The 13,561-nt window shown below is 55.6% G+C and carries 9 protein-coding genes, 1 pseudogene and 1 other annotated feature (1 of these 11 only partly in view); of the genes and pseudogenes, 9 read left to right on the forward strand and 1 reads right to left on the reverse strand.

Features of this window, described 5'->3' with window-relative positions; translation table 11 throughout:
• Nucleotides 1–132, forward strand: a binding site (T-box leader) (it extends 119 nt beyond the left edge of the window).
• A gap of 60 nt (nucleotides 133–192) precedes the next feature.
• The 9 genes from argS (at nucleotide 193) to ABIE48_RS09395 (ending at nucleotide 11,281) form a co-directional block, all read left to right on the forward strand.
• Nucleotides 193–1,893 (forward strand): arginine--tRNA ligase, encoded by a 1,701-nt coding sequence (gene argS, locus ABIE48_RS09355; protein ID WP_192714717.1) that lies wholly within the window; start codon nucleotides 193–195, stop codon nucleotides 1,891–1,893.
• A 217-nt stretch (nucleotides 1,894–2,110) separates the two neighbouring features.
• On the forward strand, nucleotides 2,111–2,593 hold the full coding sequence (locus ABIE48_RS09360) for a hypothetical protein (RefSeq protein WP_105443582.1): 483 nt from the start codon (nucleotides 2,111–2,113) through the stop codon (nucleotides 2,591–2,593).
• 88 nt (nucleotides 2,594–2,681) lie between these two features.
• Nucleotides 2,682–3,638: a protease complex subunit PrcB family protein gene (locus ABIE48_RS09365; protein ID WP_192714716.1), complete on the forward strand. Its 957-nt coding sequence runs from the start codon at nucleotides 2,682–2,684 to the stop codon at nucleotides 3,636–3,638.
• A 260-nt stretch (nucleotides 3,639–3,898) separates the two neighbouring features.
• Entirely contained in the window at nucleotides 3,899–4,789 is an 891-nt protein-coding gene (locus ABIE48_RS09370) for an ABC transporter permease (protein ID WP_244169236.1), read from the forward strand.
• A gap of 69 nt (nucleotides 4,790–4,858) precedes the next feature.
• Nucleotides 4,859–5,725 carry a carbohydrate ABC transporter permease gene (locus tag ABIE48_RS09375; protein WP_192715332.1) on the forward strand — a complete coding sequence of 289 codons (867 nt, stop codon included), beginning with the start codon at nucleotides 4,859–4,861 and terminating at the stop codon, nucleotides 5,723–5,725.
• A 61-nt stretch (nucleotides 5,726–5,786) separates the two neighbouring features.
• Nucleotides 5,787–7,466: an extracellular solute-binding protein gene (locus ABIE48_RS09380; protein WP_192714715.1), complete on the forward strand. Its 1,680-nt coding sequence runs from the start codon at nucleotides 5,787–5,789 to the stop codon at nucleotides 7,464–7,466.
• A gap of 202 nt (nucleotides 7,467–7,668) precedes the next feature.
• Nucleotides 7,669–9,234 carry a response regulator gene (locus ABIE48_RS09385; protein WP_192714714.1) on the forward strand — a complete coding sequence of 522 codons (1,566 nt, stop codon included), beginning with the start codon at nucleotides 7,669–7,671 and terminating at the stop codon, nucleotides 9,232–9,234.
• Entirely contained in the window at nucleotides 9,234–11,102 is a 1,869-nt protein-coding gene (locus tag ABIE48_RS09390) for a sensor histidine kinase (protein ID WP_354518740.1), read from the forward strand. Before ABIE48_RS09385 ends, ABIE48_RS09390 begins: the two co-directional genes overlap by 1 nt.
• Nucleotides 11,099–11,281, forward strand: a complete 183-nt coding sequence (locus ABIE48_RS09395; RefSeq protein ID WP_145021780.1) for a hypothetical protein — start codon at nucleotides 11,099–11,101, stop codon at nucleotides 11,279–11,281. The genes ABIE48_RS09390 and ABIE48_RS09395 overlap by 4 nt, the downstream gene beginning before the upstream one ends.
• A 183-nt stretch (nucleotides 11,282–11,464) precedes the next feature.
• Here ABIE48_RS09395 and ABIE48_RS09400 read toward each other — a convergent pair.
• Nucleotides 11,465–13,550: pseudogene (locus ABIE48_RS09400) on the reverse strand (ABC transporter ATP-binding protein).
• Nucleotides 13,551–13,561 lie beyond the last annotated feature (11 nt).

A 13,561-nucleotide genomic window follows, 5' to 3' on the forward strand; every position in this document is an offset into this window, starting at 1 on the left:
ACCGCAAGATGGGTGCGGAGTAGAGAGGTCCGGTTAGCCGCCGTTACAGGCTTCAAGGGAAACGGATGCCATGCTGGCGCATGGGCCGTTTACTTAGAGTGGTACCGCGGGAATTCAGCTCTCGTCTCTATTATGGAGACGGGGGCTTTTTTAATTTTTGATAGTCGTTATGATATGGAAAGGATGATTGTAATGTTACAGGAATGGATCGCGTCGGCGCTCGAGCCGCACGTGCCGTGGACGAAGCAGCAAATGGTGGACCTGCTGGAAATCCCGCCGCAGCCGCAGATGGGGGATGTCGCTTTCCCATGCTTTACGCTGGCCAAAACGTTTAAAAAATCGCCTTCGGACATCGCCAAAGAGCTGGCTGCCCAATTTGACGGGCGAAACGGAATACAGGCGGAGGCCGCCGGCCCTTATGTCAACTTCAGACTGGACCGGAAGCGCTACGAGCAGCAAATCATGGACGAGTTGACGGCGACGGATCATAGGCCGAACCTGGGAAAAGGAGAAAAAGTGCTCATCGACATGTCCTCGCCGAACATCGCGAAGCCGATGGGCATCGGGCATCTGCGCTCCACCATGATCGGTGCCGCCCTGTACAACATGTACAAACTGTCGGGGTACGACGTGGCCAGCATCAACCATCTGGGAGACTGGGGCACGCAGTTCGGCAAGCAAATCGCCGCATACAAACGCTGGGGGAACGATGAAGCCATTGCGGCCAATCCGATCAAAGAATCGCTGAAGCTCTACGTTCAGTTTCATGAGGAAGCACCCCATGATGAGACGCTGGAGCCGGAGGCAAGGGACTGGTTCCGGAAGCTGGAATCCGGGGATGAGGAAGCTTACCGGCTCTGGAAATATTTCGTGGACGTCAGCTTGAAGGAGTTTCAGCGGATGTACGACCGCTTGGGCGTCAGCTTCGACTATACGCTCGGGGAAAGCTTTTACAACGACAAGATGGAGGCCGTCGTGGATCAGCTGCGCGACCAGCATCTGCTCGAAGAGAGCGAGGGCGCGCTGGTCGTGCGCCTGGATGAGGAGGGGATGCCGCCTTGCCTGATCATCAAAACGGACGGAACGACCATCTACCCGACGCGTGACCTGGCAACCGCTCTTTACCGGCACGATGTCTTGAAAGGCGACAAGCTGCTGTACGTCGTGGGCGGCGAGCAGAGGCTGCACTTTCAGCAGGTATTTGCCGTGCTGCGCCGCATGGGAGCAGACTGGGTGGATCAATGCGAGCATGTGCCGTTCGGCTTGATGCGCTTTGAAGGAAAGAAAATGTCCACCCGCCGCGGCAAGATCGTCTATCTTGAGGAAGTGCTGGATGAGGCGGTTGCCCGGGCATTGCAAATCATCGAAGAGAAAAACAGCAGCCTCGAACATAAGGAGGCGGTCGCGGAGGCGGTCGGCATCGGGGCGATTATTTTCGGGGACTTGAAAAACAACCGCCAGAACGAAGTGGATTTTTCACTGGAGGAAGCGCTGAATTTCGACGGGGAGACAGGGCCGTATCTTCAGTACACGTATGCGCGTACCCAAAGCGTGCTGTCCAAAGGACGCGCGGCCGGGGGACCGGAGAGTGGAACGGCCGGGCCTGACCAAGCGGTAAACGGCCAGCTCGGAGATTCCGGATGGGAGCTGCTGAAGCTGCTGACCCGCTTCCCGGACCAGCTGAAGCGCGGAATCCAGAACAACGAGCCGTCGGTGATGGCGCGGTATGCGCTGGATGTGGCTCAAGCGTTCAACCATTTTTACAACAAGGAACGGATTGTCACCGAGGACAGCAGCCTGAGGGAAGCGAGACTGAAGCTGACGGAGTTGACGGGCGCTTCATTAGCGAGAACGATGCATCTGCTCGGATTAAAAACGCCGCAGCGGATGTGACGCCATTTGTTGAACGGGGAGGAGAGTTGGTTGGCTGTACAGGAGCAAGGAAGCGGCCGGCGGAACACGCCGGCGGAGATCATCCTCCGGCCTTAACGCACTGCTGATTTCGGGTTGTGATTGGACCGTAAGCACGGTAACATGGAGATAGGTCTGTCCGATCAGGAATTTTTACATAAGAGGTTGAACCTCGGCAGCAGGAGTCAGGAGGAAAAGCATGAAATCAGTCGGTCTACAAGGTATCGAGCAGCAATCGAAGGAACTGTTCGCGTATTTCGGCTTGGCCGTATACTATTCGCAGGCATTGGAGCAGCAGCTGACCAATCTGCTGATGCTGATGAAGCTGTCGAAGGGGGAGGTTCCCTCCGAAGAGGAGCTGACCGAGCTGTACCGCCGCAAGCTCAGCAGTTCCCTGGGCCAGCTCGTCAACGAAATCCGGCATCACTTTCCTTTTACGGAAGAAGAGACACTTCTATTAAAAGAGGTATGGAAGCAGCGGAATTATATCGTTCACGATTATTTCAAGGAACGGATCAAGGAGACGTTCACGCCGGACGGTCGCGCACGGATGATCCGCGAGCTGACCGCTTTTCGGGATCAAGCCCAGGAGCTCGAGCAGAAGCTGCAGGGGTATACGAATGAATTATACGTCAAGCTGGGGCTGGAGAATGATCAGCCGGGAGTTTCCAATCCGCACTGACTCGTCATAAAATAGGCATTCCGGCCTACGGGCATATTGAAACATTTGCGGGAGGTTCCCCGTCAGAGAGGCTGAGGAGGTGATTTGGATGAAAATCACAAAGAAATGGGCTGCGTTCATGGTGGCGGCAGGCTGTCTGGTGTCGGCGTCTTCCGCGTATGCGTTCTCGGATCTGCCGAATAAGCAGCAGGAGGGTATCGCCGAAGCGCTGCAAACGCAAGGGGTCATTCACGGTATTTCCGCCGACCGGTTCGGTCCGGCCGAGCCGTTGACGGCAGCCCAAAGCGTGCAGATGCTGGTGAAAGCCATGAAGCTTCAGCCGGATGCAGGTGCAGCGAACGCCGGGACGCTGGCGGTTCCATCCACAGCCTGGTATGCTCAAGCAGCCGAAACGGCGCTGGATCACGGGCTTGTGGCATCGACCATCGGCAGCTGGAACGACAAAGTCACGAAGGAAGAGTTTGCGCAGATGCTCTACAAAGCCGTCACCGCTACCGGCGACTACCCGCTGATCAAAATGTACGTCACGGTTCAGGATGAGAACGACATGGCTTCCGGATCGCGGGAAGCCGTCCAGTTTCTGCTCCTTACCCACATAGCCGAACTAGATGCGCAGCAGAAATTCCATCCAAGGGACAACATCACCCGGATGGAGGCGGCGGAGATGGTCTATCACGCCATGAATTTCGTTGCTTCGCATCAGCCGGTAAATCAGCCGGAGAACGATGACCAGGTCGCTGTCAGTGTAGAGAAGGTGAACGACCAGGTGAACCGGATCGTCCTTACCAAAGAGGACATGCCGAATCCGGGATACGGCCTCAAGATCGACCGGATCGAATTCGTCTCGGAAGGGAAGGCGGTCGCCTTTTATACCGTCACGAAACCCGCCCCCGGCATGATGTATCCGCAGGTCATTTCCACGGCGAAGGCTTCCTTTTACATGGACAGCAAAATTCAGGTCAGCGTCAAGCAAACCGGCGGCGGCCTCGGTACGGGCATTTCTCTGAAGGGATCACTCGAAGAGATGCCTTCCGTTACCCAATAAACAATGAATCGTATCGTCCGCACATCGCGGTGATACTGGATCCCCCTGCTTTCCGGAATACCGGAGACAGGGGGATTTTTTTGCGGCTGGATCAAGAATAGGAATATTCCGGTTAAAAGTATCATTTTTCGTTGACGAGGCAAATAGTATCGCGGCACCCATCCCGTTTACAATGTTGGCAAGGGGGGAAGAGGATGTCGCAGCTTGCGAACAGCGTGCCCATCACCGAGAGGAGGAAAAAGCGGGGATTGGCTTACCGGATGCTCAGGCAGTGGGATATTCAGCTGATGGTCATACCGGCGCTCATTTTGATTTTTATTTTTTCATACATACCGATGTACGGCGTACTGATGGCTTTTCAGGACTATAACATTTTTAACGGGTTTTGGAACAGTCCGTGGGTGGGATTCAAGCATTTCAGCATGTTTTTTCATGCACCCGAGTTTTGGACGATTCTGCGCAATACGATCATCATCAGCCTGCTGAAGTTTGGTATCGGGTTTCCCGCGCCGATCATTCTGGCCCTGATGCTGAACGAAGTCAGGCAAATGTTCTTCAAAAGGGTCGTTCAGACGATCAGCTACCTGCCGCACTTTCTGTCCTGGGTGATCGTAGCCGGGTTTGCCATGTCGATCCTGTCCACAGATAACGGCAGCCTGAACATCCTGCTGCAGAAGCTGCATTTGATTAAGGAGCCGATCGGCTTTTTGGGACGGGCGGAATATTTCTGGGGCATTATCGTCTCGACCAGCGTTTGGAAGGAGATCGGATTCAATTCGATCGTGTATCTGGCGGCGATCGCAGGGATCAACCCCAGCCTGTATGAGGCGGCGTCGATCGACGGAGCGGGTAGGGTCAAGCAGGTGTTTATGATTACAATCCCGTCCATTATGCCGGTGGTCGTTATCTTTATGATCCTGGCGATTGGCAATCTGCTGAGCGCCGGCTTTGAAGACATTCTCCTGCTCGGGGCAAATCCGGTGCTGCGAGATGTGGCCAGCGTCATCGATACCTATGTGTACCGGGTGGGCATCACCAACCAGCGCTACTCGTACGCCACGGCGGTTGGCTTGTTCAAGGCTGTGATCAGCGTCGGCCTGCTGACCTTTGCCAACTACTTTGCCCGCAGGTCGGGAAACAGCTTGTGGTAAGCGCGGAGACACCGCAGGAAACAGGGAGGCTGCAGTATAGTGAAATATACAAGTACCGGTGACCGGATCATGATGGTCTTCATTTATTTGCTGCTAATTTTACTGGGATTCAGCACATTCTACCCGTTCTGGAACGGACTGGTCATTTCGCTGAACAACGGCATGGACACGGCACTCGGCGGGATCACGTTCTGGCCGCGGGTATGGTCGCTGGAAAATTACCGGGTCGTCTTTCAGGATGACCGGATTGCTAACGCGTTTTTGATCAGCGTGCTCCGGACGGTCGTCGGCACCATTCTGTCGGTGCTGTGCACCGCCATCTTCGCCTACGGCATGACGAAGAAAGAGCTGATCGGCCGAAAGTTTTACATGCTGACGTGCGTCGTGACGATGTATTTCGGCGGCGGGCTCATTCCGACGTTTCTCGTCGTCCGCGGTCTGGGCTTGATGAATTCGTTCTGGGTGTTTATCATCCCGGGTCTGATCAGTGTATGGAACATGATCATCTTCCGGACGTTTTTCATGGGGCTTCCCGGAGGACTGGAGGAATCGGCCAAAATCGACGGCTGCGGCAACTGGGCCACTTTTTTCCGGATCATCCTGCCGCTGTCGGGACCGGTCATCGCCACGCTCGGGCTGTTCACCGCGGTCGCTCATTGGAATGAGTGGTTTCTGCCCAGCATTTACATCACCAACGAGAAGCTGCTGCCGATCCAATCTATGCTTCAGCAGATACTGAGCACGAATATTATGACCGAGCAGATGTCCAAGCTGGACTCGGCTGCCCAGAGCAGGCTCGAAACGATGAAAAGCGTGACGACCAAGTCGCTTTCAATGGCGACGATGATGGTGGCGACGCTGCCGATTATCGCCGTGTACCCGTTTGTGCAGAAGTATTTCGTGAAGGGCGTCATGGTGGGATCGTTGAAGGAGTAGGGTTTGGAGCGATTGCTGCTTTGAACATAAATTTGACAATAGGGAAAAGGGGTTATCACGCATGAAAAGTTGGAGAAGATCGCTGCTCGTGGCCTTGGTGTTCCTGTGCACGACAGCCACGGCGCTGGCGGGCTGTTCTGGAGGCGGCGGGGAGAAGACGACCGACGGAGCCGCACCGAAGCCAGAGAGTAAAGCCGAAACGAAAGAAGGAAGCGGCAGCGCCTCGGAGCCCTTCCAGCTCGGCAGCGCACCAGTCGACTTTACGTTCTACGGCCACTATGACTGGTATACGATGCCGACCTGGGGCGGGGACGTTGCGAGCAAATGGATTCAGGATAATAAAAAGGTCAATGTCACGGCTATCAACTCCGGCGGCAATGCGGCCCAAAAGCTCAACACGATGATCGCGTCCAAAGAGCTGCCTGACGTGATCTGGATGGAGCGCGGCGCCGATGTGGAGCGGCTGCGTGCGGCAGGCATGCTGGTGCCTTATGACGACTATCTGGATAAATATCCGAATTTGAAAAAATGGGCCGGTGACTCGACGCTCAACATGCTCCGCTCAAGTGACGGCAAGCTGTACCAATTCCCGAACTGGTATACCTCGCAGCCTGCGGGCAATGCCGGATACCTGATGAACAGCAAGGTGTACAAAGAGCTTGGCTCGCCAAAGCTGGAGACAACTGACGATCTGTATAACTACCTGAAGAGCGTGAAGGCCAAGTATCCGAACATGGTGCCGTTCGAGCCGGATTTGGCCAAGGACGGGCAGGGGCTTGATATTTTGTACGGGGCGTTCGGGGAAGACCATCCGCCGGTGTATTTGAAAGAGAGAGCCGTGCCGGTCGACAATAAGCTGACGTCTATTTTCCAGGATCCAGTCTACCGCGAGTCCATGCAGTTTGCCTCCAAGCTGTTCCGCGAAAAGCTGATGGCCCAGGACGCATTAACCCAAACGAAAGACCAGATTCTTGAAAAAGCGTACAACGGCCGTTTTGCCATCGCAGCAGGAGCGAGCCCGACGGAATACGGCAGCAAAGGCGACGTGGAGCTCAAGAAAAAGGACCCGACCTCCGGCTACGAAATGATCTGGCCTGTGCATAAGGATGGGCTGGACAAAAACAAGATATGGACGGGAACCTACAATCAGCTGGGCTGGAACGTGGCCGTCATTACGAAGTCCGCCAAGGATCCTGAGAAGATCTTTGCGTTCCTTGACTGGCTGACCGGAGAAGAAGGAAGCCGGGTCATCATGTGGGGACCTGAAGGAACGCTGTGGCAGGGAACGGATGAAGAAGGATATCCGGTCTTTACCGACACATATACTAACGACATCCAAAAGCGCAGCGATATTATGGATGCGACGGTGAATCTCCAGTGGAACGGCAATACCGTCTATATCGACAAGTCGAAGATGAAATTCGAGAAGACGCTCCCGCCGGAAAAACAGAATTGGGAGAGCCGCTACCAATCCGAAATTACGTGGAAAACGCAGTATAACGCCACCGCCTTCGTCAACCTGAGCCCGATGCCGGATACCGAAGAAGGTATCATTCAGCAGAGCGTGGACGAAATCTTCTCCGAATCCCGGGCCAAAGCGCTGTATGCGAAGAGCGACGACGAGGTGCTGGCGATTCTGGACCAGGCACAGAAGGACGCATTGGCGGTCGGATACGACAAACTGCTCGAATACAAGACGCAGAAATGGCAGGAGAACCTGAAAAAAATCGGCGGTCAATAATCTAAATCTAGTATGTTCTAGTATAATGATACTAATTCTTCTATTCGCGAGGATGCCGTCCCGACCCGGGGCGGCTGCTCGCTTCTCCAGCGTCCGGGGCGTATTCAGGGTAGATGGCATGGCATGATCGCGTGGGACGGATGAACGGTTGTTAGCCGGGATTAGTCCATCGAATTCATTTTAATGATCAGGAGATGAGCTCATGTACAAGGTGTTGATCGTGGATGACGAGATTCTTGATCTGGAGGGTATGCGCTCTTTTATTCCTTGGGCAGAACTGGGGCTGGAAGTGACAGGCGCGGTGAACAATGGGTTTGACGCCTTGGCACTGCTGGAACGCCAGCCGGTCGATATTTTAGTAACAGACGTACATATGCCTAGCATGACAGGCTTGGAGCTGGCCAGAAAGGCACGGGAGTTCGCGGGCCGGCTTCGGGTTATTTTCGTGAGCGGTTACCAGGATTTTCACTATGTCAAAGAGGCGATTGCCCTGAATGCGTTGAGCTACGTGCTGAAGCCAATGGACGATAAGGAGCTGACCGATGCGCTGCGCACCGTCGTGCAGCAGCTTGATCAGGAGAAACGGCGGCAGCAGAACGAACAGGCTTACCGGGAAATCGCCAAAAACGACTATCTATTGAAGCTTCTCGAAGGCGCGGAAGCCGAAGAGGCTGCCGGGGTGCTGCAGGAAAGCTACGGGTTTGACCGTTTAGGATGGCCGGTGCGTGCGGCCGCCGTCGAGCTGGACGACCTCAGCTGGAAGCTCGACCCGATGCCGGAACACCGCCAGCAGGAATGGTTCAACCGATTTTACGATTCGCTGGTTCCGCTGCTCACCGAGGCCCGGATCCGGCATGTGTGCAAAACTTCGCGACGGCGGATTTTCGTGCTGATCGAGGACGGGGTAGACTTACAAGCGCTGTCGGCTCTGGCGGATCGGATTCAAGAGCTGCATCCCTTCTCCGTCACGGTCGGTGTAGGAGAAGAAGCGGTAAATCTGACCGGGCTGCGCCGTTCTTACGGTGAGGCCCTGGAGGCGCTGTCGTGCAAGCTGATCGCCGGCAAGGGCCGGGTCATCCGCCATGGGGAACTGAAGTGGGACGATGCCCTCGAGCAGCCTTCCCAAACCGCTCTGCCGCCGGAGCCGCTGTATACCGCTGTAGTGAACTTCGATCTCGTCACGGTCAGCGACGAAATCGATCGGCTGTTTGCCGCTGCGGCAGGGATGAGGTCGAAGCTGAAAATCCAATATTTCGTCATGCACATCCTGCTTGGGCTCGAGCATCACCTCCGGGCGATCAACGAGAGCCTTGCGAACGCCCTCCAAGAGGAAACGGGAGGCAGTCCGGATGTGATGCTGCAGCTCGAAACGATCGACGATATCCGTTCCTGGCTGCGAAAACGGCTCTTTGCCGCCGCAGAGGTTATTCAGCGCCGTAAGCAGAAGAAAAGCTCGAAGCTCGTTGACGAAATGATCCGGTACGTGAAAGAGCAGCTGCACGAAAATGTGACGCTGAAGGAGGTCGCCGACCACCTGTGCTTTTCCCCAAACTATTTGGGAACGCTCTTCAAGGAAGTGATGGGCACGAATTTCAGCGAATACGTCATTCACCTGCGGATGGAGAAAGCGGGCGAACTCCTCCGGGATCCCAGAGTGAAGGTCTACGAAGTGGCCGATCGGGTCGGGTACCGGTATATGCCCTATTTCAGCCGGCAATTTAAAGAAGTGTTCGGCATGACGCCGGGCCAGTTCAGGAGAAACGTATAATGAGGGGCGCGGCAATGAGGCCGCCAGGCGGGAAGCTGTTCCTGCCCTTTGGCGTCAAACTGTTTATCTCCTATTTGGTGCTGATCATCGTGCCGATTTTTATGTTCGGTTATATCGCCAATACGATCCTCGTCAACTCCTACCGCGAGCAAATGAACACGAATTTGACCGGGACGCTGAAGCAGATCCGCGACAACATCGCCTATAAAATGGAGGACACGCAGCGGCTGTCGGACTTGCTGTACTTTGACGAAAGCATGCCCTTGGAGCTGATGCGATACGAGGAGGGCTGGGTCAGCTACCAGACGACAAAAAAGCTCCTGATTCCAAAGTTCCGCCAGGTCACGGATTCGAGCAACCTGCGGATCTGGATGAGCATTTATTTAAAAAACGAAACGCTGCCCGAAATCTATAACGCCGACCCGCAGGGGACGGACCCATTGACCAGGGGTAATCATTGGGATTTGTACCATTTGAACCGGATTCAGAACAAACCGTGGTACGCTGACTTTCCTCCAGAGGAATACGGAAAAACCGTCGTATGGCGTCAGGTGGAAGACGACGGCATGTTTGGGCGGATCTCGCTGCTGCGGCGGCTGGTCGATACCCGCGATCCAATGAAGCTGGAGACGATCGGGTTTATCCGGATCAGCGTTTATTTGTCCGAAATTTTCCGAAGCGTCGATGCGGGCAAAATCGGCAGCGGCAGCATGCTGTCGGTCAGCGGGGAGGGCGGCCGGCGAATGTACGCTTCCGGAGAAAGCGGTCTGCTGCTGGCCTCCGAACCCGGGAGTAAGGTGGAGATCGATCCGGGCCGCTATACGATGCTGGAGGAAACGCTGCCGGAGCTCGGCTGGAACTTGGCTGCCTACGTGCCGAACAGCGTGGTAGAGCAGGACACGCGCAAGGTGAACCTGCTTACGCTGATCATTTGTCTGTTCAGTGTAGGCCTGATCTCGATCGTCGCCTACGGGGTGTCCCGCTTCTTTTCAAGGCGGGTGTCCAAGGTCGTATCGGTGCTGCAGCGTTTTCAACAGGGGGATTTCCACAAGCGGATCCATTACCGGGGGAACGACGAATTTACGATCATCGCCGGCTCGCTGAACAAGCTGGGCGAGCAGACGGAGCATTTGATCCAGGAAGTGTACGTCACGAATCTGAAGAAAAAGGAAGCGGAGCTGGAGACGCTGCAGGCCCAGATCAACCCGCACTTCCTGTACAATACGCTCTCATCGATCAGCCGGCTGGCCAAGTTCGGGCAAGTGGATAAGCAGCACCAGATGGTGATGAACCTGGCGAAGTTTTACCGGCTGTCGCTGAATGAAGGGCAGACCGTCATTTCGATTTATCATGAAATCGAGCAGGCGCAGGCATACATTGATATCCAGCAGGTCAAGTACGGTGAACGGATGGAGGTTCATTTTGACATCGACCCGCAGATCGTCAAGTTTATGACGGTAAAGCTGATTCTTCAGCCGTTCATCGAGAACGCGCTGCAGCATGCCTGGCGCGGGGACCGGATTTATATCCGGGTTGTCGGGCGGATGGACGCCGGGACCGGCTCGATCGTCTTCCAGATCATCGATGACGGCAGCGGGATGACGCGGGAGCGGGTGGAGGAGCTGTCCGGCTCAGGATCAGGCTCGGGTGCGGGTGCGGCCGGGTCAGGAAACCCGCAGCAGCGCAAGGGTTATGGCATCCGGAACGTAAACGACCGGATCAAGCTGTATTTCGGCAGCGATTACGGCGTCTCCCTGTACAGCCGGCCGGGGATCGGAACCTGCGTGACGATCCGGATTCCGGTGCAGCCGCGCAGCCGGGGCGAACAACGGCAGAACGGTCACGCCCATATCGGGAGGACCGGATGAGCAGAAGAAAAACGGGAGATGCAGCTGAGGAAACCGAAGCTGTAACAGTCTTGCATAGCAGCCGTAAGCCGTCGGGGATGATGGCGGAGCCAGATAAGCGCAGCGCCGAAACGACCGAGCAGGGGGAGTGGGGCTGCAACATCATATGCGTCCATAATCCGCCGAACAGGAAGTCGTAATAGACTGGTTACTTAGTGTAGGCTCATGGCATTAAAAAGGGAGCGATCCGATCACGGATTCGCTCCCTTTTAGTGTTTTTCGTTTACGTTCTTTTCACGGCAACCCCATGCTGGTCACATGGCGGTAGGATGACCACAGGTTGAGAGTAGCAGAATGCACTCTGCATGGCGTTTCCCAGAGAATTACACCGGTGAAGGCGCCTGAACCGGCGGCTGTGCCTTGATCCCGCTGTCAGGGGCAGGTGCCGCTGCACTAGAGCCCTGCTGAAGCTGATACATTTGATAGTATCTGCCGCCGAGCTTCATCAGCTCGTCATGGCTGCCCTTCTCGACAATCTCGCCCCGGTGCAGCACCAGAATCTGATCGGCACTGCGGATCGTCGAGAGACGGTGGGCGATGATGAACGTCGTACGGCCCTTCTTCAGCACCTCCAGCGCGGATTGGATCAGGCTCTCCGTTTCGGTATCGATGTTGGCCGTGGCCTCGTCGAGAATGAGGATCGCCGGATCGAAGGCGAGCGCGCGCGCAAACGAGATCAGCTGGCGCTGCCCCGCCGAGAGTGTGCTGCCCTTCTCGACGACAGGCTCATCGAAGCCCTGCGGCAGATGCGCCAGGATCCGCTCGGCGCCAACATCGCGCAGCGCCTTTTCAATTTGCTCGCGCGAAATTTTGGCGTCGCCCAGGCTGACGTTCGAGGCGATCGTACCTGTGAAAAGGTACGGATCCTGGAGGACGATGCCCATATGATGGCGCAACCATTGCTTCGGCAGTGCGGTCACATCCTGGCCGTCGATGGTGATCGTCCCTTTTTGCGGGTCATAGAACCGAAACAGCAGGTTGATAATCGAGCTTTTGCCGGAACCGGTATGGCCGACCAAAGCGACCGTCTGCCCCTGCTTCGCTTCAAAATTGATGTTTTTCAAGACGTAATGGTCTTCCTTGTAGGCAAAGGAGACGTTTTTGAACTCGACGTTGCCTTTGTACCGCGGCATACTTCCGTCCGTCACGTCTTCGCCCGGCTCATCCATCAGCGTAAATACGCGGCCGGCCGAGACCATGGAAGAGTCCAGGGCGGCGAGCTGATTGACCATCCCGGTGATCGGCTGGAACAGGCGCCCCAGCACGTCGACGAAGGCGTACAGCACGCCGAGCGACACGGCGCTGCCTCCGGTCAGCGTGCCAAAGCCGAAGTACCAGAGGATCACGGCAAAGGAAAAGCTGCGCAGCACGTTGACCAGATTGTGCGTCGTTAATGCGTTCAAATTGAGCATTTTGTTCTGATGCTTCATATAGTCGTCGTTCAAGGCTTCAAACTCTTCGGACGTCTGCTTCTGCCGGCGGAATATACGGATAATGGACATCCCTTGAATGGACTCATTGATGATGGCGTTAATTTCGCTTAAGCGCGACCGGATGATCGTGTTGTACTTGGTCGCGAATTTCCGGTAGAGCACGATCCATACGATCAGCAGCGGGACGACGAACAAGCAGACGAGGCCGAGCCGGACGTCCAGCAGGAACAGGGCGGTATACACCCCGGTAATGTAGATGATCCCCGAGCTGAAGTTCGACAGCACCGCAACGAACAGGTCCTTGACCGCTTCGGTGTCATTGGTGATGCGGGAGACCACCTTGCCGGCAGGCAGCGTATCGAAGAAATACACCGGAAGCCGCTGCATATGCGCATAGATGTCAGTCCGGAGCTTCTGGATGACTTTGTTGGCGGAAGACTGCAGCCAGTACGTTTTGCCGAATTCCGTAAAGATGCTGATCACCAGGAAAATGCAGTACAGTCCGACGAGCTTCAAAATACCCGGAATTTCCAGCTTGTAGAAGGAATACAGGTCACTCGCGGACAGCTTGGCGGCCGGATAGGTTTCCACAGCGCCGCCGCGGCTGATCGTCAGCTGTCCGTTCTCGAATTTGCGCTCTCCGTCCGGATTGGCTACGGGCTGGTTGACAAAATAAAAGTCCCGTCCGGTTTGCAGCAGCCGGACTTCCTGGCCTTTGGCTTCTCCTTCACCGAAGCGGTCGCCGCGCTTGTAATAATGGCCGTTGTAGGATACGGCGTTTTCAGATGATGTCGTTTCAAAATACGGCTTTTCAATACCCAGCATATGATCGTCGATCATCGTCTTGGCGATGAACGGGCCCGGCAAGCTCGGCGCCGACGCCGATCGCAAGGGCGATGATGGCCGCGATAAAGATGCCTTTGGCGCATAGGGCGTACTGGAACAGCCGCTTGCCTACGCTAGCTTTAGAATTCATAGGTTTACACC

This window comes from Paenibacillus sp. OAE614, from assembly GCF_040546645.1.
Lineage (GTDB): Bacteria > Bacillota > Bacilli > Paenibacillales > Paenibacillaceae > Paenibacillus_AQ > Paenibacillus_AQ favisporus.

Bases quoted from the DNA above. Each gene is read 5' to 3' on its own strand.
- ABIE48_RS09375 (WP_192715332.1), top strand. From the start codon at position 4,859: ATGATGGTCTTCATTTATTTGCTGCTAATTTTACTGGGATTCAGCACA.
- ABIE48_RS09385 (WP_192714714.1), top strand. From the start codon at position 7,669: ATGTACAAGGTGTTGATCGTGGATGACGAGATTCTTGATCTGGAGGGT.
- ABIE48_RS09360 (WP_105443582.1), top strand. From the start codon at position 2,111: ATGAAATCAGTCGGTCTACAAGGTATCGAGCAGCAATCGAAGGAACTG.
- ABIE48_RS09390 (WP_354518740.1), top strand. From the start codon at position 9,234: ATGAGGGGCGCGGCAATGAGGCCGCCAGGCGGGAAGCTGTTCCTGCCC.
- ABIE48_RS09365 (WP_192714716.1), top strand. From the start codon at position 2,682: ATGAAAATCACAAAGAAATGGGCTGCGTTCATGGTGGCGGCAGGCTGT.
- ABIE48_RS09370 (WP_244169236.1), top strand. From the start codon at position 3,899: ATGCTCAGGCAGTGGGATATTCAGCTGATGGTCATACCGGCGCTCATT.
- argS (WP_192714717.1), top strand. From the start codon at position 193: ATGTTACAGGAATGGATCGCGTCGGCGCTCGAGCCGCACGTGCCGTGG.
- ABIE48_RS09380 (WP_192714715.1), top strand. From the start codon at position 5,787: ATGAAAAGTTGGAGAAGATCGCTGCTCGTGGCCTTGGTGTTCCTGTGC.
- ABIE48_RS09395 (WP_145021780.1), top strand. From the start codon at position 11,099: ATGAGCAGAAGAAAAACGGGAGATGCAGCTGAGGAAACCGAAGCTGTA.